Source organism: Pseudomonas sp. JUb42 (assembly GCF_024807945.1).
Lineage (GTDB): Bacteria > Pseudomonadota > Gammaproteobacteria > Pseudomonadales > Pseudomonadaceae > Aquipseudomonas.
Genome location: NZ_JANUFD010000024.1, coordinates 1 through 19,317 on the forward strand (window position 1 = coordinate 1; position 19,317 = coordinate 19,317).

Sequence of the window (19,317 nt, forward strand, 5' to 3'; positions counted from 1 at the left end):
GTGACGTGTGACATGACGATGCTCCGAATAGTGACTCCTGTGAAAGTCTAGAGCCGTTCACAGGAGTCGAGCCGGGGGAACCATTTCATTAGATGGCCCTCATCGGATTGCAGTCCGGCGACCGATCAGGCGATCCGACAGAGCGTCTTTTCATGCCCACGGACAAAGCAGGCATAATGCCGTCCCGCTACGCTGTACATGCCTACCCCGTTGCCCGGTGATTTCTTGAACAAGCCGCTGTCCCCTGCTGTTTCTGTACGCCCCTCGGCCTGTCCGGGGTTGTTGCGTATCGTCCCGGCGCTGGATGGCGGGATCTGTCGGATCAAGCTGGCCGGTGGTGTGATCGGTGCCGCGCAGGCGCGGGCGGTGGCGCGGGCGGCGCAGGATTATGCCGGCGGTGTGATCGAGGCGACCAATCGGGGCAATCTGCAGATTCGTGGTATCGGCGCCGAGCAGGGCGCCTTGATCGAGACGCTGTTGGCCGCAGGCCTGGGGCCGAACAATCCCGACAGCGACGATGTGCGCAACCTGATGCTCAGCCCCACTGCCGGGCTTGATCCCCGGATGCTGCTGGACGTACGGCCTTTGGCCGCGCAAATCCTCGCAGCTCTGGAAAACACTCCGCGCTTGCACGAACTGTCAGCCAAGTTCGCCCTGTCCCTGGACGGCGGCGAAGGTGTGGTGATGCTCGATCATCCTCATGACCTGTGGTTGTCGGCGCTGGAGGTGGACGGCGAAGTGCTGCTGGCCTTCGGTTTGGCGGGCTGCCCGGCGCGGGATAAACCTCTGGCAGCCGTGCCGCTGGCCTATGGCCTGGAACTTGTGCTCGGGGTGCTGAACTGGTTTCTCGACACAGCGCGTCCTGATCAGTCGCGCATGCGTCAGTTATTGGCCGAAGTACCTGCCGAACGACTGCTCAGTGCTTTGGCCTCGATGCCGTTGCGTACCGACGCAGATATCAGCGAGTGGCGTCGCCCGGCCACGGTCACCCACGGCCATATCGGTGTTTATCCACAGGCTGAAACGGGCAAGGTCGCAGTCGGTGGCGTCACCCCTCTGGGGCGCCTCGATCCAGCAATGCTCAACACCATCGCCCAGCTGGCGGAGGAGTTCGGCGATGGCAGTCTGCGTCTGACGCCCTGGCAAAGCCTGCTGTTGCCCAATATTGCCGCCTGCGACGCACAGAGCGTACTGGCAGGCCTGCAAGCCGCCGGCCTGCTGTGCTCGGCCGATCAGGCCTTGGCGCGGATCATCGCCTGCACGGGCTCCAGCGATTGCGCCAAGGGCCTGGCCGACACCAAGGCTGATGCGCGCCTGCTGGCCGGGCAGTTGCAGCGCAGCGGCATCAGCCGAGGTGTGCATCTGTCTGCCTGCCAGCGTTCCTGCGCAGCGGCGCACCTGGCTTCGGTGACTCTACTGGCAGTGTCCCCCGGCCATTACGACCTTTATTTTCGCGATGCAACGCAGCCCGGTTTTGGTGCACTGCAAGCGCGTGACCTCACTATTGAAGCAGCCGGCGCGTATCTGATCGCCGACTCACGGAGCAACACCCATGATTGATTACATCCGCGATGGTCAGGAGATTTATCGCAACTCCTTCTCGATCATTCGCGCCGAAGCGCGTCTGGACACCATCCCGGCGGACCTGGAAAAACTCGCCGTACGGGTGATTCATGCCTGTGGCATGGTCGAGGTCATTGAGGACCTGCGTTTCTCCCCCGGCGCCGGTACAGCCGGACGCAATGCCCTGGCTGGCGGTGCGCCGATCCTCTGCGATGCGCGGATGGTTTCCGAGGGTGTGACCCGTACCCGCCTGCCCGCCAACAATCAGGTGATCTGCACCCTCAAGGATGACGGCGTGCCGGAGCTGGCCCGCGAACTGGGCAATACCCGCTCCGCTGCTGCGCTTGAGCTGTGGCGTCCGCATCTGGAAGGCAGCGTGGTGGTGATCGGCAACGCGCCGACGGCGCTGTTCTACCTGCTGGAAATGCTCGACGCCGGCGCGCCAAAACCGGCGCTGATCCTCGGCTTCCCGGTGGGTTTCGTCGGCGCGGCCGAGTCCAAGGACATGCTCGCCGCTGATAGCCGCGGCGTCCCTTACGTGATCATGCGCGGTCGTCGCGGCGGCAGCGCCATGGCGGCAGCGGCGGTCAACGCCCTGGCCACGGAGATCGAATGATGCAGGCACGCGGTCGATTGATTGGACTGGGCGTCGGCCCCGGCGATCCGGAACTGATTACGGTCAAGGCTCTGCGTCTGCTGCGCGAGTCGCCGGTGATCGCCTACTTCGTGGCCAAGGGCAAGAAAGGCAACGCCTTCGGCATCATTGAGGCCCATGTGCAGGCCGCCCAGACCCTGATGCCACTGGTCTACCCGGTGACCACCGAGGCCCTGCCTGCGCCGCTGTCCTACGAGCAGGTGATCAGTGATTTCTACGATGCTTCGAGCGTCGATATCGCCGCGCACCTGGACGCCGGTCGTGATGTGGCGGTGATCTGCGAAGGCGACCCGTTCTTCTACGGCTCCTATATGTACCTGCATGATCGCCTCGCCGAGCGCTACGAAGCCGAAGTGATTCCGGGTGTCTGCTCGATGCTGGGCGGTGCTTCGGTGCTGGGCGCGCCTTTGGTCTATCGCAATCAGAGCCTGTCGGTGCTGTCCGGCGTGCTGCCCCATGACGAACTCAAACGCAAACTGGCCGATGCTGATGCGGCGGTGATCATGAAACTGGGTCGCAACTTTCCCAAGGTCCGCCAGGTGCTCGAAGAACTCGGCCTGGCCGGGCGTGCGCTGTATGTCGAGCGCGCGACCATGAGCAATCAGAAGATCGTCCCCCTGGCGGACGTTGACCCCATGTCATCGCCGTATTTCTCCTTGATCATCGTCCCTGGTGAAAGGTGGCAAGGCTGATGGCGCAACGTATTCCGGCGATCGTCATTCTCGGCCAGGGCAGCCTGTCGACCGCGCGACGTATCCAGCAACTGTATCCGCACTCGTTGATCCACGGCCTGACCGGGCGGGTTGACGGGGCTGATCGCACCTACCATGCCTTCGGTGCGACCCTGCGCCAGCTGTATCAACAGGACACGCCGATCATCGCCCTGTGCGCGGCGGGTATCATCATTCGTACCCTGGCGCCTGTGCTGCTGGAAAAGGGCGCGGAGCCTGCGGTGCTGGCCGTGGCCGAGGATGGCAGCGCCGTGGTGCCGTTGCTCGGTGGCCTGGGTGGGGTCAACGTGATGGCCCGGGAAATCGGCGCTGCGCTGAATACCGAGGCGGCCATTACCACGACGGGCGAACTGCGCTTCGGCACCTGCCTGCTCAACCCGCCGTCCGGCTATGCCTTGGGTGACCTTGAACTGGGCAAGCGTTTCGTCTCCGACCTGCTGTCCGGCGAAAGCGTGCGTATCGAAGGGCTTGCGCCATGGCTGGCCGACGCGCAATTGCCCGAGGCCGACGATGCCGCTCTGGCGATTCACGTGGGCTACGCCGAACGTGATCCTTGCGCCAACGAACTGCTGATCTATCCGCGCAACGTGCTGGTGGCGGTCAAGGCCAGCGTGCCCGACCTGGCCAATAGCGTGAAGGTTGCGCTGCATGAATCGCGCATCGCTGTGCAATCCCTGGCGTGTTTATTAGCCAGTCACAGTGATATGGCTGATCCGGGCTTGCATGACGCCGCCGAGGTGCTGGGTGTGCCGTTGCGCTTTATTGCAGGTGCCTCTGCGGCCGAAATGGCGCAGCAGGTCCTGCCGCAACTGTTGCCACCGCTTACGCCAATGGACGGCATTGCCGTCGCCGTCGCGCCCGAGCCGCTGGACGTTGAGCGCATAGGCCACATGCGCGGACGCCTGGCGGTGATCGGCCTTGGCCCTGGCGCTGCCGAATTCATGATCCCCGCAGTAAAGGCCGAACTGGCCCGGGCCAACGACGTATTGGGTTACGAAACCTATGTGCGCATGGCCGGGCCGTTCCGCGCTGATCAGGTGTTGCACTGCACCGATAATCGCGAAGAAATGCAGCGTGCCCGTCACGCCTTTGAACTGGCCGCCCAGGGGCGTTCGGTGGTGGTGGTGTCGTCCGGTGATCCGGGGGTTTTCGCCATGGCGTCGGCGGTTTTGGAGGCGTTGCACGAGTCAACCAGCCCCGAATGGCATGCCGTCGAACTGGAGATCCTGCCGGGGGTGTCCGCGTCCCTCGCGACTGCGGCTCAGGCAGGTGCGCCGTTGGGGCATGACTTCTGCGTGATGTCCCTGTCGGACAACCTCAAGCCGTGGGAGGTCATCGAGAAACGTCTGGACCTGGCCTGTCAGGCCGACCTGGCGCTGGCCTTCTACAACCCGATCTCCCGCTCCCGTCCGTGGCAGTTAGGTCGCGCCCTGGAAATCGTCCGTCAGCATCGCAGCCCACAGACGCCGGTGACCCTGGGTCGTGATATTGGTCGCCCGGGGCAGACCCTGCGTGTGGTTCGTCTGGAAGAACTGACCCCGGAGCAGGTGGATATGCGCACGATGGTTCTGATCGGTTCTTCGACCACTTGCACCATTGCCCGGCCTGATGGCCGTGAGTGGGTGTATACGCCGCGCTGGTATCCGGCCAAGCCCTGAGCTTGCTTGCAATTGTATGTAAAGGCCATGCACTTCCGTTAAGCGTGCTGGCCTTATATATCGGCGTAGGTTAGTAGTCGTCGTTGATGTGGCTGTTTTCCGAGAGTGCTGTTGTTTATTGCGCAATCAGAAAGGTCAGCCTAACGTCCTGTTTTTTAATTCCACAGGATGTACGAAATATGACAAGCCTTAATATTGATGCTTTGATCGCCGACAACAATATGCTGGCCTTTGCGCCGGGCGTTTCTGAGCAGGATCGCAATGATATTGCCGATATGCTGATGTACGCTGACTTCTTCGCCAGCCAGAGTTATCGCATGCAGGATGGCTGGAATGGCTGGCTTGATTATTACCGCAGCCAAGTGGTCAAAGCGGGTTGTAAATTGAAAAGCCCATTGGTCAAAGAGCCAATGTTCATTACCGATGCCGGGGAGCTAGACACTATAGGCTTTGGTCTCAAGGGTGCAGTTCGCGCTGCCAACCTTATTGCTCTGGCACATCGCTCGTTAAAGGCGGCTCGTCTCAACGACTACGCCAGTCATTTTTTCCAATACGCCACTGAGTCCGGTTCGTTTAGCCATTTCCAGGTCCTGCCGTGCGAAACCGTTGCCGGAACGGATGTCTTGCATATTTTGCTGCTCGGTGTGCACGCCAGCGCAACCGTGAATTCGCAGATTGTGGGCGGCGACTGGCGACAAAGCCGAGAAATGGTGGTTCGTCTGGGGGGTGGGCTCTATGAGTTCAATCGTACTTCATATGCCGCGCATCGGGAGCGGATTCGCTCCCGGTTAGCCCAGGTAGGCACGTTCAATATCCGGCAGATCACGATTTGAGTAAGCACTTGATTGGAATGAACGATAGAGTCGTGTGGGAATAATCTCTGTAGAGTTAGTCATTTTCCCTCTGTACTGAGGCGAAAATGATCGCTCTTTTATAAGAAGGAACAAACTGTTCTTTAAGAAAGGCCCGCAAGTGATAGTTGTTACAGGTTTGAGGACCTGTGTTTATTGGTTGTTGGCCAAAAGGCATCGTGTAAATCAAAAGCGTTAAGCGTCAAGATTGTAGTTTGGGTTTGGGCTTCTACGAGGTGGCGCTGTTTGATAGATAGGACTAACGTGAAGTCGTCCATTAGGGACTCTATTTAAAAAAGGAATTATATATGTTTAGCGTTTTGCCCGATGTTGAAGAAAGCCGAAAGGAAATCAAGGAATTCTGGTTGGATGATTTTGAGTCCGATGCATACTCCCTGGGTCATATGGACAGTCTTAAAACCTTTGATGTCGATGAAAAAAATCCGGAAGGAGCTGTTGCTAACGATGTTGTTATTTCCATTGTCTCCGGAATGAGCAAAAAAAATAAGCAGATTGTCAAGGATACCGTATTGCTATCGTCCATGGGTGCTCGCAAAAAATTTCCTGCAGGGGGAATTGCAACGTACAACGAGTTCATAAGGCGAATGAGTCTCTGCGGCTGGACGTTCCAACATAGTGCGATGTCGACATATACCACGGAAAGTAGCCGTTTCACCATGGAGCAGGAGGGGCTCAAGATTCTAGCTTCCGCTGTTTCAGCCATGGCGTTGCCAGGCCCGACTTCCGCACTGATGCTCAAAGTCGCCAAGGATACTATCGATGTGTTGCGGGCCAATGATAAGCCACTACGTTTATTCGAGTCCTCAAGCAAAACCAAGGACGGTGTAGGACTTTCGATTGCTTCGGCAGTGGAATCCGATGGTGAAGTGCTGATGGCCGTGGGCGCGATAGATCTCGCTACGTCACTCGATGTGACCAATGTTTTGTTCTGGGAGTGGAACAGTTCTTCGGTCTCTGTCAACCGCGGCGAATGCCAGATGTTCCTCAATCATAGGCACTTCGAGAGTGTGCAATCCGAAATTGAAAAGGTGCTGACTGAGGCGGCACGCAAGGCGTTGATGGATTTCGAAATCTGATCAGGACGGGTCGCGATGCATCGCGACCCGTTTTCAGACACTGCAATAAATGAGTGAAAGTATGAGCAAAGGAATGCAACAAAATTACGTAAATGCGGGCAGCCTGTTCTTTTTTTCAGGTGAAGTGGCATCTGCATTCAGGAACGATGTACTGACCTGCACTTTGTACAGCCAACTGGCGGCGTCGCGACAACACCCCGCCCTACATACACAATACGAATCGTGGGCCAATACGTACATCAGTGCGCTGACACGATTCGGCTGCAGCATTCCATACAGCTTCTCACAAAGCCTGCCCGTTGAAAGTGAAGGCTGTATCTGGGATGAGGTCAGGCAAGGCTTATGCAAGCGCGTTGTACCTGCGATGGTCGAACGCGCTGCTGGTGTACTAAAGGACTTTTCTGTCTTTTGCGAAGACCCGGTTGTCATTTCGACTTTGCGTGAGTACACCACTCAGGTCATTAGCCCGGCTATCTATGGAAGTGATTCTTCGCCGTTATCGAATGTCGCGCTGCAACTGGGGTTCGTTGATGCTGAGCCGGTTGTTCATCTGGTGCTGCTCTCTTTTAACAGTACTCAGCCTTCCTCCGGGCTGCCATTTTCCCAGCTGTTTACTCAGGAAAAACGGTCGGGAAATCTGCAAATGACAGTAATTTCGGCCGAGGTAGATGAGCAGGGTTTCAATCGTTTCCGTGGCGAGATGATCGAGCGATTGGGCCCGCGACGTGAGCAATTGATCAAGCGCTTAAGTGAGGCCAGACCATGAGCAGTCTATTGTTGGGCTCCAATCTGGTGTCCTTCCATTCCAATATCACGACGTCTGTCAGGGATGACATCAAGGACTGCCTGCTGCTTGCACAGCTGCGAGCCTCCGAGCAATTCTGTAGTGAACAATATTGGCCGCAATGGGCCGATGCTTATCGGCGAACACTGATAAGCGTCGGGAGCAATCTCACGGAGGTCATTGACCGTTCGCCGGTCAAAGTCAAAAAGCAGAAGTACTTTCAGGGCGAGGCTGCAAAACTTGTCGCCAGTATGCCCTCGCCATCATTGGCGATTGCGGCAAACGATGCGCTGGCTGCCATGTACAGAAGCGACCATGCCAAAAACTTTTACAAGAGCTGGTTCAGTTCAGGTCGCTCTGACAGCTTTCAGATAATCCCTTGCGAGAGGAACGTTTCGGGAAGTATCGACATCATGCTGTGTGGACTGCAAATGGTTACTCGCACCAAGGTCAGTACCGTTCGCCCTCTCTTCATTCCGATGTGGCCTTTCAGTTATGAACTGACCTTATTGTTGAAAGGCGGCAAGTTTCTGTTCAGCGAAGCCTCCTATTATCCGCATCGTGAAAGCGTCAGGGCTGAGTTGCGTCAGCGGGGAGCGCAGGGCATCAAGTCCATTGAGCTTAGAGCCTCGCTTACTGAATCAGATAACCCCGCACCCCGGTAAAAATGATCTGTGCTGCCAGGGCACAGACAAACAGCCCCATCAAGCGGCTGACAATCTGCAAGCCCTGGTCGCCGAGGATGCGCTCGATACGGTTGGCCAGGTACAGCACCACGCCCACGGTGAGACTGGCCAGGGCAATACTGACGATGGCCGTGAGCTTGTCATCCCAGTGCGGTTGGCTGACGCCCATGACCAGCAGTGCACCGATGGTGCCGGGGCCGACGGTCAGGGGGATGGTCAGGGGCACGATGGTGACGTCCTGCTGCACGTTGTCGGTCTGCACGGCTGATTTGCCTTGGGCCATGCCCAGTGCCGAGATAAACAGTACGCTGCCCGCGCCAATGCGGAAGGCGTCAACAGTGATGCCGAAGACGCTGAAGATCACTCGGCCAAACAGATACAGCAGTACACTGGAAATCAGGGTCGCCAGGGCAACCTTCCAGGCCAGGCGACGTTGTTCCTTGCGGGAATGGCCGCGGGTGAGGCTGATGAAGCAGGACAGAACGAAGAACGGGCTGTAGAGCACCAACATCTTCAAATAAACGCTGAACAGCACGTGGAGCATGATTTCGGCTCGCGCAGAGAGGCAGACCGGCGGAGTCTACCAGTTGGCTTTGCAGTACCTATGTCAATTTTGTTGATAGAGATCGGCGCTGGAGGTCAGCTCCTGGATCTGTTTGCGCTGGGCGACCCAGTACTCGATCAGTTCGCGCAGTTGCGACAACTCAACGGGCTTGGCCATATGGCCGTCCATGCCAGCCTGGCGGGCGCGTTCCTTGTGCTCGGTGAGGATATGCGCGGTCAGGGCCACCACCGGGGTGCGTACCCGCTGGTTGCCCACTTCCCAGGCACGCAACTGTTCGGTAGCGGAGAAGCCGTCGAGGATCGGCATCTCACAATCCATCAAGACCAGGTCGTAACGCTGGGCCTTCATGGCGCGCAGGGCTTCTTCGCCGTTGCTGGCGGTATCCGGATTGAGATTGAGTTTGCCCAGCATGCCGCGAATCACTTTGGTCGAAATGCTGTTGTCCTCGGCGACCAGAATGCGGAAATCGCTGGGCACTACCACCGGGATAGTGGGAGGCAGGCTGGCGGTGAAGGGCAGCACGCCGCCGCCCTTGTTCAGTTGCGTCAGCTCATCGGCCAGGGTGGTTTTCAGGGTATAACCCGCCACGGGCTTGGCGAGGATGCGCTTGATCCCGGCATTACGGGCGATGATTTTGCTCGGCGCGTTGCTGATGCCGGTGAGCATGATCAGCAGGATGTCATGGTTCAGGCTCGGGTCTTCCTTGATCTTGGCCGCCAGCTGCATGCCGGTCATGCCGGGCATGTTCTGGTCGAGCAGGACCACGTCGAAATAATCCCGTAGGTGCGCTTTGGTGCGCAGCAGGGCCAAGGCCTCCTTGCCCGACGGCACGGCGCTGACGTTCAGGCCCCAGGCCGTGCATTGCTGTACCAGCACCTTGCGGCAGGTGTCGTTGTCGTCCACCACCAAGGCCCTGGCGCCCTTGAGCGGGCCGTCGAGGTCGATGGTCGGTTGTTCCAGGCGCGACGGGTCCAGGGGCAGGCTCAGCCACAGGGTGCTGCCCAGGGTACTGGTCTGGATGCCGAATTCGCCGTCCATCAGGCGGATCAGCTGGCGAGCGATGACCAGCCCAAGGTGGCCGCCCAGTTTGCTCGCAGCGAGGAAGTTCTTGCTGTGCAGCTCGGCGCTGAGCAGGGCCTCGCGCTCTTTTGGCTCCATGGGTTCGCCGCTGTCCTGCACCGAAATACGCAGGCGTGGCTGCCCGGCGCGGGAGTCGAGAGCGACCACGACCAGGATCTCGCCTTCGTCGGTTTTCTTCAGGGAGTTTTCCAGCAGGCTCAACAGGGTCTGGCGCAGGCGCGTCGGGTCACCGCTGATGACCTGAGGCACCTGGGGCTGGATAAGACTGATCAGTTCGACGTTCTGCTGTTCGGCCCGGGCCCGGAAGATATTCAGGCAATCCTCGATCAGCGCACTGATATCGAACTGCACATCGTCCAGTTCGATCTGCCCGGATTCAAGCTTGGTGATATCGAGAATCTCGTTGATCAGGGTCAGCAGCTCGTTACCGGCGCTGTGAATGGTCTGCACGTAGTCGCGCTGCTTGACCGACAGCGGCGTGCCCAGCAGCAGCTCGGTCATGCCCAGCACGCCGTTCATGGGCGTGCGGATTTCATGGCTGATCTTGGCCAGGAACTCTGCCTTGGCGTTGATCTCCGCCGTGCTGGCCGCCAGGTCGCGGCTGATGCTGAAGTTGTCTTCAGTGATGCTGCGATGACGCTCGCTGAGGGCGACACTCATCAACAGGCCGGTGATGCAGGCAAACACCAGCATGCTCATGACCATCCACTGCGGCGGCACCTGGGTCAGCCAGAGCATGGCTGGCAGGATGACCAGGCAACCGACATTCAACACCAGCATGCCGGCGATAAACAGGCGTGCGGGCCAGAAACCGCGCTGCCAGTGGCTGACTGAAATCATCAGCATGGTCAGGGTGGCCGGAGCGATCAGGACGTAGGTCATGACGTTCAGCGGCAAGGTATCGACAAACAGCATCAGCAGGCCGCCAAGGGCGATCAGGATGATGTTGGCCAGCAGCAGGCGGTTATGAATCGCAATGCTGCGGTGGGAGAAGAAGCAGCCGGTGTACATCAGTGCGCTGAGCATGGCCAGCAGCAGGGTTAAGTGGGCGCCGGGGGTCTGGTTGATATGCCAGTTGACCAGCCAGGGCGCTGGCAGGTTGAGCAGCAGCACGGCGCTCATGACCAGCAGGGCTTCGCTGCCGGCCAGCCACAGGTTGCTGCGTGCGCGGGTGTGGGCGTAGCGGGTCAGGTTCTGCAGGATCAGCATCACCAGCGCGCCGAAGATCATGCCGAACAGCAGGGGCTGGCGCTCGTCGGCGGCGCTTTGAATTGCGGCCTGCAGGGTGATATTGGGGCGCAGTTGCTGGGTCGAGACCAGGCGCAGGTAGATGTCCTGAGGCACATCACTGGCCGGGATAGGCAGCAGGAAATCGCTGCCGGACAGTACCTGGTTGTGCCGGGGGACGCTGTTGCCGCTACGAGTGTGATTGACCAGGCTGTCGCCGTTAAGGACATACAGGTCCAGGTTGGCCAGATCGGGAGCGAAGACCCTGAGCAGTTGCTCGTGGTCATCGGGGGGAAGACGGTAGTGCAGCCATAAGGCGCTGTTGCGGCCGGCGGCGGTAACTTTGGCCAGCTCGATGGGGCTGAATTGATTCTGGTAGCGCGCTGAACGGATGTCGCTCAGTTGCAGGTCGGCCTGGTCATCGAACAAGGCGGACCAACCCGCACCTTGCTCGGCCTGAGCCGAAAGCATGAAGAGCAGGGTCAGCAGACCCACTGTGGAACCTATGGCAATCCTGAGCCAGCGCACGGCGAAATCCCTTCGTAGATAAATGCCTTTTGCCTCTGTGCAGTGCCGGAGTGGCCAGACCCGACCTTGTGAAAGGCAGAGGTCTGGCCGCCTGACTTACTCCAGGTTTTCACCACGTTCGCGGGCAATGGCACGGTAGCCAATGTCCTTGCGATAGAAGCAGCCTTCCCAATCGATCTTTGCTGCCAGTTCGTAGGCGCTTTGTTGCGCTGCGCCGACGCTTTCGCCCAGTGCTGTTGCACACAATACACGACCGCCGCTGGTCACGACCTGACCATTTTGCAGCGCAGTACCGGCATGGAACACCTTGCCCGGCAGTTGTGCTGCGGCGTCCAGACCGTTGATGGCCGCGCCCTTGGCGTAGTCACCAGGATAGCCACCGGCTGCCAGGACAATGCCCAGGCTCGGACGCGGATCCCACTGTGCTTCGACCTTGTCCAGGGCCTGGGCCAGTGCGGCCTCGACCAGCAGAACCAGACTTGATTGCAGGCGCAGCATCACCGGCTGGGTTTCCGGGTCGCCGAAACGGCAGTTGAACTCGATGACTTTCGGGTTCCCGGCCTTGTCGATCATCAAACCAGCATAGAGGAAGCCGGTGTAAACGTTACCTTCGTCGGCCATGCCTCGGACGGTCGGCCAGATCACCAGATCCATGACACGCTGGTGAACGTCGGCGGTGACTACCGGGGCCGGAGAATAGGCACCCATGCCGCCGGTATTCGGACCGCTATCGCCGTCGCCGACGCGCTTGTGGTCCTGGCTGGTGGCCATTGGCAATACATTCTTGCCGTCCACCATGACAATAAAGCTGGCCTCTTCGCCATCGAGAAACTCTTCGATGACCACACGGGAGCCGGCTTCGCCAAAAGCGTTGCCCGCCAGCATGTCGCGCACGGCGTCTTCGGCCTCGGCCAGCGTCATGGCGACGATTACGCCCTTACCGGCAGCGAGACCATCGGCCTTGATCACGATCGGAGCGCCTTTTTCGCGCAGGTACGCCAGGGCCGGCTCGATTTCGGTGAAGTTCTGGTAATCGGCAGTCGGGATCTTGTGCCGCGCCAGGAAGTCTTTGGTGAAGGCTTTGGAACCTTCGAGCTGGGCAGCACCAGCGGTCGGACCGAAGCAGTCCAGGCCACGGGAGCGGAACAGATCGACGACACCGGCAACCAGTGGCACTTCCGGGCCAACGATGGTCAGCGAGACGTTCTTCTCGGCGAAGTCGGCCAGTTGCTCAAGGGCCAGCACGTCGATGGCGACGTTTTCGCACTTGGCTTCGATGGCGGTCCCGGCATTGCCCGGTGCGACGAAAACCTTTTCGACACGCGGGTCCTGTGCGACTTTCCAGGCCAGGGCGTGTTCACGACCGCCACTGCCGATGATCAATACGTTCATTTCAAAACCTCGATGACGCTGAATTCTGTTTTCGAACCTAAAGCGCTTAACGCGCCAGGAGGTCGCACTGGAGCAGGTGTATGCAAGGCGGATGGGACTTCGCTGAGCGGAGTTGCCTTTTGGCAATGAGCATCAGCGAAGTCCCATCCAACGCAGCAGACGCCTGGTCCAGTGCGGCCGTCGTCGTATTAGTGACGGAAATGGCGCATACCAGTAAACACCATGGCAATGCCCGCTTCGTCAGCCGCAGCAATCACTTCGGCATCGCGCATCGAGCCGCCTGGCTGGATCACCGCAGTGATGCCGACCTTGGCCGCGTTGTCGATGCCGTCGCGGAACGGGAAGAAGGCGTCCGAGGCCATGACTGCACCGGCAACCGCAAGGCCAGCATGCTCGGCCTTGATGGCGGCGATACGGGCCGAGTTGACGCGGCTCATCTGGCCGGCGCCGACGCCGATGGTCTGGCGGTTCTTGGCGTAGACGATGGCGTTGGACTTGACGTACTTGGCGACTTTCCAGGCGAAGATCAGGTCATGGATTTCCTGTTCGGTCGGGGCGCGCTTGGTCACGACTTTCAGGTCATCGGCGTTGATCATGCCGATATCACGGCTCTGCACCAGCAGGCCGCCGTTGACGCGCTTGTAGTCCCACGCAGCGCCACGCTCGGCCGCCCACTGGCCGGTGCTGAGCAGACGCACGTTGGCTTTGCTGGCGACGATGGCCTGGGCTTCGGCGCTGACGCTCGGAGCAATGATCACTTCGACGAATTGGCGCTCGACGATGGCCTTGGCTGTTTCTGCGTCCAGCTCGCGGTTGAAGGCGATGATGCCGCCGAAAGCGGATTCGGTGTCGGTGGCGTAGGCCAGTTCATAGGCCTGGCGGATGCCGCCTTCGTTGTCCGGGCTGACCGCCACGCCGCACGGGTTGGCGTGCTTGACGATGACACAGGCTGGCTTGACGAAGCTCTTCACGCATTCCAGCGCGGCGTCGGTGTCGGCCACGTTGTTGAACGACAGCTCCTTGCCTTGCAGTTGGGTCGCGGTGGCGATGCCCACTTCGGCCGGGTTGGCTTCAACGTAGAAAGCCGCGCTCTGGTGCGGGTTCTCGCCGTAGCGCATTTCCTGAGCCTTGACGAACTGGCTGTTGAAGGTACGCGGGAACTGGCTGCGGCCGGATGTCGAAAGGGTCTCGGCCTGTTGGTCGATGCTGCCCAGGTAGTTGGCGATCATGCCGTCGTAGGCGGCGGTGTGTTCAAACGCCTTGAGCATCAGGTCGAAACGCTGGGCGTAGGTCAGGCCACCGGCCTTGAGGTTTTCCAGCACCTGGCTGTAGTCGCTGGCGTTGACCACGATGGCCACGTCTTTATGGTTCTTTGCAGCCGAGCGGACCATGGTCGGGCCGCCGATGTCGATGTTTTCGATGGCGGTCGGCAGGTCGCAGCCTGGCTTGGCGACGGTAGCTTCGAACGGATAGAGGTTGACCGCAACCAGGTCGATCGGCTTGATGCCGTGCTCGCTCATGATGGCGTCGTCGATGCCGCGACGGCCAAGGATGCCGCCATGGATTTTCGGGTGCAGGGTCTTGACCCGACCGTCCATCATTTCTGTGAAACCGGTGTAGTCGGCGACTTCCACTGCGGCGACGCCATTGTCCTTGAGCAGCTTGAAGGTGCCGCCGGTGGAGAGGATCTCGACGCCCAGGGCTTCGAGTTCACGGGCGAATTCAAGGATCCCGGTCTTGTCGGAAACGCTGATCAGGGCGCGGCGGATCGGCAGGCGGGTAGTCTGGTCGGTCATCTCAATTTCCATCAAAAGCAAAAGGAGTCAATCAGCAAAAAAGGCGACCGCGTTCGGCGGGTCGCCTTTTTCTGTCATGGAATGCTTAAAGCAGATCGTACTGCTTGAGTTTCTTGCGCAGGGTGCCGCGATTCAGGCCCAGCAGCTCCGAGGCCTTGGTCTGGTTGCCCTTGACGTAGCTCATCACGCTTTCGAGCAGCGGCGCCTCGACTTCCGACAACACCAGGTTGTAGACATCCGTGACGGCAGCGCCTTCGAGGTGGGCGAAATAATTGTGCAGCGCCTTCTCGACACTGCCGCGCAGGGTCTGACCCTCTTCGCTCGGCGTGTTGAGGTGCTGTTTCAAATTGACGTTGTCGCTCACGGGTGTTGTTCCACTCACTAAAGTCTCGGTCATCATCGTCATGCGGCCACCTCGTCTCCGTTCGTTACGCCCGGTATCCTGTCGCCTTGGCTAAAGAACTCCCGAACGTGGGCGCACTGCGCTTGCGTATCCTGCAAAGCATTGAAAAGGGCGCGAAACTCTTTGGCGCCCGGCAATGTTGCGAGATACCAGCCGACGTGCTTGCGGGCGATACGCACGCCCAGCACGTCGCCGTAGAAAAGATGGAGGCTCGCCAGATGCTCTAGCAGGATGCGTTCCACTTCACTGGACGGCAGTGCCGGCAATGTTTCGCCGGTCCGCAGGTAATGCTCTATCTCACGAAAAATCCATGGACGCCCCTGGGCGGCCCGGCCAATCAACAAACCATCGGCACCGGTCGCGGCAAGGACGCGCTGGGCTTTCTCGGGTGAATCGATATCGCCATTGGCAAAGACCGGGATCGACACCGCCTGCTTGATAGCGGCGATGGTGTCGTATTCGGCTTCACCGGTGTACAGGTCGGCGCGGGTCCTGCCATGGACCGCCAGCGCCTGAATACCTGCCTGTTCGGCGATCTTCGCTACCGTCAGGCCGTTCTTGTTCTCCCGGTCCCAACCGGTTCGAATCTTCAGGGTGACCGGCACATCGACCGCAGCCACAACGGCCTGAAGGATCTCGTTCACCAACTGTTCATCCTTGAGCAGCGCAGAACCCGCTGCCTTGTTGCACACCTTCTTGGCCGGGCAACCCATGTTGATGTCGATGATCTGGGCGCCCAGTTCGACGTTGGCACGGGCGGCGTCTGCCAGCATCTGCGGGTCCCCACCGGCGATCTGCACCGAGCGTGGCTCGGGATCACCTTCGTGGATCATGCGCAGGCGCGATTTGCGACTGTTCCAAAGGCTCATGTCACTGGTGACCATTTCCGAGACCACAAGACCTGCACCCATCTGGCGGCAGAGCTGGCGGAAAGGCTGGTCAGTGACTCCCGCCATCGGGGCGAGGATCAAGCCGTTCTGCAATGTATATGGACCGATGCGTACCGCCGACATAGGTGTGCTCGTTTTGCAGCCTGTGTGTGGCCGAATCATCCGCGGATCGGGCGCGACCGCTGCAATAGTCGCTTCGACCGATCCACCCGGAACCGGCCCGAAAAGTGCTTTCGCGACGTTTCAGACAGGGCCCGGAGTATCAAAAAGGGATGGCATGATACCCGCTCTCGATGACTGGATAAAGGCTGAATTGGATAAAATCTGAACAGCTGCATTGTTATCGCGAACGGTTCTGCCGATGACCCGAGGTCATAAAAGTATCGGTGAATGTCGCGTACGTTTCTTGCCGTCGATCATCGGATGGTCAGATCATCGGGCTGCAACCCATGCCGGATCGGGGTTTCACTCCGGGGAGCGGAAACTCAGGCTGTAATTCACAGCCTTGGCCCCAGGGTCGAGGATGTCCAAAGCGATATGAATCGGCGTTTGCGGCGGCATCTCTTCCTTGCCCGCCATTTCGCCGCTCAGGTACTCGCCCGGCTTGAACCGACGACTGGCAATCAGTTGACCATTGGTATCGGCAAAACGCAGTTCCAAAAGCGGGAACGGCTGGGAAAACGACGCACGGTTATAGATGATCGCATCGACCACCAGCGCGCCTTTGAAATCGGGATGGCTGCGCACCACCAGGTTGCTGCTCTTGAGCAGAGTGATATCAACCTTTGATGGCACCTTGCAGTCGATTTGCGGGCAGATCTGTTGGAACCACGGCCGGTATTGATCCTGCCGTGCCAGCTCATCGAAGTGATACCAGACGTACTGGCCCAGCAGCCCGGCCAGTGCCAGCAGGCATAGCAACGCCCAGGCCAGACGCCTGCCCCAGCGCGGCTTGGGCCGCTGCCAGTCCAGTTGCAAGGGATCGTCGGTCAGGTCGAGCAGCGTCTGCTCGCGCACGTCTGGCTCATTGCGACCACGCCGCGTGCGGCTGGCGGTGGTGAGGACCGGCTCGCTGTCATGCTCGTCTTCGTCGTCATCCACAGCCGACCAGCGGCTGGGCTTTTCCACGATCTTGCGCGGTGGCGGCAATGGCGGCAGGGGTCGGCCGTGTTCGTCCAGTTCTTCCTCGGGCTCATCAACGGCTGCCAGGGAAAGCGATGGCTCGGTGCGGCCACTGTGCTCGGCTTCGATTCTGGCAGGCTCGACGACTTCATCGTCGTCTTCTTCGGGCTCAGGCTCGCGGGCATGCAGTTCCGGGAGGTCGGCGACATCATCGTTGCGCAGGCTGCCGACCCATTCGTCCGGCTCGCTGCGCAGTTGGTCGCGACTGGCGGTCAGGGCCGGGCCATTGAATTTTTCGCCGTAGGGTTCGGCTTGGTTGTTCTCGCGCTTCTCCAGGCGGGCCAGCTCTTCGTCGAGGTCGAGGCTGTCCAGATCCATCTCGGTGATTTGCCATGGATCCTGCTCGGCCTCAGGCTCGATCGGTGCAGGTGCAGGTGCAGGTGCAGGTGCAGGTGCAGGTGCAGGTGCAGGTGCAGGTGCAGGTGCAGGTGCAACAGGCTTGACCGCAGGCAGGACCGGCGGCACGACTGCGGGTGCTGCGGGTGCTGCGGGTGCTGCGGGTTTCGGGATCGGCGCCGGTGGTGGCGCCAGAATCGGAACCGGAGCTGGGACTGGGATCGGGACTGAGACCGGCAGCGGAGCACCGGCATTGCCTTCAGTCGCGTTCTTGCCGGCGCGTTGTTCCAACAGTTGTTTCGCTGCGTTGAAGACTTGCAGGCAGGCCCCACAACGGACCACGCCGCGGGCCACGCTCAATTGCGCGTGGCTGACTCGGAAACTGGTCTGGCAGTGGGGGCACTGGGTGACAAAACTGTCGGTCATGCGGGTATCCGGTTCAAGCGGCGGTTAGCGACGACGGCCCGTAATGCGTACCCAACCATCACGGTTGGCGATCGGGTCCAGATCGAATGTTTCAGCATAGGCGGCGGCGACTTCTTCGCCCTGTTCGGCGAGGATGCCCGACAGCGCCAGGCTACCACCGGATTTGACCAGTGTTGCCAGCTGAGGTGCCAGTGAAACCAGCGGCCCGGCGAGAATATTTGCCACCAGCACATCGGCGGGTTGTTGCGGCAGGTCTTCAGGCAGGTACAGCGGGAAGCTTTCGGCGGCGATATTGTTGCGTCCGGCGTTGTCGCGAGAGGCTTCCAGGGCCTGCACGTCGATATCGGTGCCGACGGCGGTCTTGGCGCCCAATAGCAGGGCGGCAATGGCGAGGATCCCCGAGCCGCAACCGAAATCGAGGACTTCATAGCCCTTGAGGTCCTGACCGTCCAGCCATTCCAGGCACAGGGCGGTGGTCGGGTGGGTGCCGGTGCCAAAGGCCAGGCCCGGGTCCAGCAGCAGGTTGACCGCGTCAGGCTCCGGGGCGGCATGCCAGCTCGGCACGATCCACAGGCGCTGGCCGAAACGCATCGGCTGGAAGTTATCCATCCAGCTGCGCTCCCAGTCCTGATCGGCGATCACTTCGTGCATGTGCTCGGGCAGTTCGGCATCGGTCAGCAGGCGCAGGTGAGCCAGTACCAGCTCAGCGTCGGTATCAGCCTCGAACAGCGCCAGCAGGTGGGTATGCGACCACAGCGGCGTGGTGTTGAGTTCCGGCTCGAAAATCGGCTGATCTTCCGCGTCCATGAACGTGACCGATACGGCGCCCACTTCAAGCAGGGCATCTTCGTAGGTTTCGGCTTGTTCTGGACTGATGGCGAGACGGACTTGCAGCCATGGCATGGCGTGTTACCTATGCAGAGAGCAGGAAAGCGGCGAAGTTTACTTCAGGTTCGCCGCAAATGCTCGCGGGCCGACGTCGCAGGCTGCCAACGAGCATCCGCTACCGCTATAGCGTCATTACTCAACCCGTTCCAGCGTCAGGTTGAAGGTGCCATTTCCATGCAGGTGAAACTCAGGGTTATGCGTGGCGTATTCGAACTGGCCTTTGAACTCACCCTTGCGAGGATGGATGTATACCTTCACTTTGCCTTCAAGGCTGAGTGTCCGCGGCCAGTAATCATGCTGGTCCCGGACGACGAAGGTGTGCTGGAAGGTTCTGAGTTTAGTGTGAGGAAACTCCAGGTCGATAATGTCCCTGGGCGATTCGGCTGGAATGATGATCGAAAATGCCTGGTGGCTGGATGAGCTGGCGGGTGCCAAAGTGGCGTAAACGACCCATGCCCCTTCACTCCAGTGACACACGATGCCATCAGCGGTGTATGCCGTTCCGTTTTTGTCCCAGGTGAAGCTGCCTTCTACCTGGCGACTCTTCTCCGATTTGTCAGTCATGATCTTTCTCCATTG

Annotated in this window: 17 protein-coding genes; 8 read left to right on the forward strand and 9 right to left on the reverse strand. The window is 59.8% G+C overall.

The genetic code is table 11. The features are described from left to right. The first annotated feature begins 198 nt into the window (after positions 1-198). From cobG to M2401_RS32575, 8 genes are all read left to right on the forward strand, one after another. Positions 199-1,560, forward strand: a complete 1,362-nt coding sequence (gene cobG / locus M2401_RS32540) for a precorrin-3B synthase (protein WP_310504171.1) — start codon at positions 199-201, stop codon at positions 1,558-1,560. Next, a complete protein-coding gene (locus M2401_RS32545; RefSeq protein WP_259110881.1) occupies positions 1,553-2,179 on the forward strand; it encodes a precorrin-8X methylmutase in 627 nt (208 codons plus the stop codon). The genes cobG and M2401_RS32545 overlap by 8 nt, the downstream gene beginning before the upstream one ends. Further along, positions 2,176-2,910 carry a precorrin-2 C(20)-methyltransferase gene (locus M2401_RS32550; protein WP_409034021.1) on the forward strand — a complete coding sequence of 245 codons (735 nt, stop codon included), beginning with the start codon at positions 2,176-2,178 and terminating at the stop codon, positions 2,908-2,910. Before M2401_RS32545 ends, M2401_RS32550 begins: the two co-directional genes overlap by 4 nt. Next, positions 2,910-4,607: a precorrin-3B C(17)-methyltransferase gene (gene cobJ, locus M2401_RS32555; protein ID WP_259110882.1), complete on the forward strand. Its 1,698-nt coding sequence runs from the start codon at positions 2,910-2,912 to the stop codon at positions 4,605-4,607. Before M2401_RS32550 ends, cobJ begins: the two co-directional genes overlap by 1 nt. Before the next feature lie 179 nt (positions 4,608-4,786). After that, positions 4,787-5,440 carry a hypothetical protein gene (locus M2401_RS32560; protein WP_259110884.1) on the forward strand — a complete coding sequence of 218 codons (654 nt, stop codon included), beginning with the start codon at positions 4,787-4,789 and terminating at the stop codon, positions 5,438-5,440. A gap of 326 nt (positions 5,441-5,766) precedes the next feature. Continuing rightward, the gene (locus M2401_RS32565) at positions 5,767-6,555 is read left to right on the forward strand and encodes a hypothetical protein (protein ID WP_259110886.1); all 789 of its coding nucleotides are present in this window, start codon (positions 5,767-5,769) and stop codon (positions 6,553-6,555) included. 61 nt (positions 6,556-6,616) lie between these two features. Continuing rightward, positions 6,617-7,321 carry a hypothetical protein gene (locus tag M2401_RS32570; RefSeq protein ID WP_259110888.1) on the forward strand — a complete coding sequence of 235 codons (705 nt, stop codon included), beginning with the start codon at positions 6,617-6,619 and terminating at the stop codon, positions 7,319-7,321. Next, positions 7,318-8,004 carry a hypothetical protein gene (locus tag M2401_RS32575; RefSeq protein WP_259110890.1) on the forward strand — a complete coding sequence of 229 codons (687 nt, stop codon included), beginning with the start codon at positions 7,318-7,320 and terminating at the stop codon, positions 8,002-8,004. The genes M2401_RS32570 and M2401_RS32575 overlap by 4 nt, the downstream gene beginning before the upstream one ends. Here the strand turns inward: M2401_RS32575 and M2401_RS32580 are convergent. From M2401_RS32580 to M2401_RS32620, 9 genes are all read right to left on the reverse strand, one after another. Further along, positions 7,973-8,569 carry a MarC family protein gene (locus M2401_RS32580; RefSeq protein ID WP_259110893.1) on the reverse strand — a complete coding sequence of 199 codons (597 nt, stop codon included), beginning with the start codon at positions 8,567-8,569 and terminating at the stop codon, positions 7,973-7,975. The two genes, M2401_RS32575 and M2401_RS32580, sit on opposite strands and share 32 nt — an antisense overlap. A 63-nt stretch (positions 8,570-8,632) precedes the next feature. Next, positions 8,633-11,425, reverse strand: a complete 2,793-nt coding sequence (locus tag M2401_RS32585; RefSeq protein ID WP_259110895.1) for a hybrid sensor histidine kinase/response regulator — start codon at positions 11,423-11,425, stop codon at positions 8,633-8,635. 96 nt (positions 11,426-11,521) lie between these two features. Next, a complete protein-coding gene (purD, locus tag M2401_RS32590; RefSeq protein ID WP_259110896.1) occupies positions 11,522-12,817 on the reverse strand; it encodes a phosphoribosylamine--glycine ligase in 1,296 nt (431 codons plus the stop codon). Positions 12,818-13,005: 188 nt separating this feature from the next. Beyond that, positions 13,006-14,613: a bifunctional phosphoribosylaminoimidazolecarboxamide formyltransferase/IMP cyclohydrolase gene (gene purH / locus M2401_RS32595; protein ID WP_259110898.1), complete on the reverse strand. Its 1,608-nt coding sequence runs from the start codon at positions 14,611-14,613 to the stop codon at positions 13,006-13,008. Positions 14,614-14,698: 85 nt separating this feature from the next. After that, the gene (fis, locus tag M2401_RS32600; protein ID WP_259110901.1) at positions 14,699-15,019 is read right to left on the reverse strand and encodes a DNA-binding transcriptional regulator Fis; all 321 of its coding nucleotides are present in this window, start codon (positions 15,017-15,019) and stop codon (positions 14,699-14,701) included. Further along, the gene (gene dusB, locus M2401_RS32605) at positions 15,016-16,029 is read right to left on the reverse strand and encodes a tRNA dihydrouridine synthase DusB (RefSeq protein WP_259110904.1); all 1,014 of its coding nucleotides are present in this window, start codon (positions 16,027-16,029) and stop codon (positions 15,016-15,018) included. Before dusB ends, fis begins: the two co-directional genes overlap by 4 nt. A gap of 342 nt (positions 16,030-16,371) precedes the next feature. Further along, positions 16,372-17,850, reverse strand: coding sequence for a DUF3426 domain-containing protein (locus M2401_RS32610; protein ID WP_259110906.1), 1,479 nt, complete (start codon positions 17,848-17,850; stop codon positions 16,372-16,374). A 24-nt stretch (positions 17,851-17,874) separates the two neighbouring features. Next, positions 17,875-18,753, reverse strand: coding sequence for a 50S ribosomal protein L11 methyltransferase (gene prmA / locus M2401_RS32615; RefSeq protein WP_259110909.1), 879 nt, complete (start codon positions 18,751-18,753; stop codon positions 17,875-17,877). Positions 18,754-18,870: 117 nt separating this feature from the next. Beyond that, entirely contained in the window at positions 18,871-19,302 is a 432-nt protein-coding gene (locus M2401_RS32620; protein ID WP_259110912.1) for a hypothetical protein, read from the reverse strand. Between the last annotated feature and the right edge of the window lie 15 nt (positions 19,303-19,317).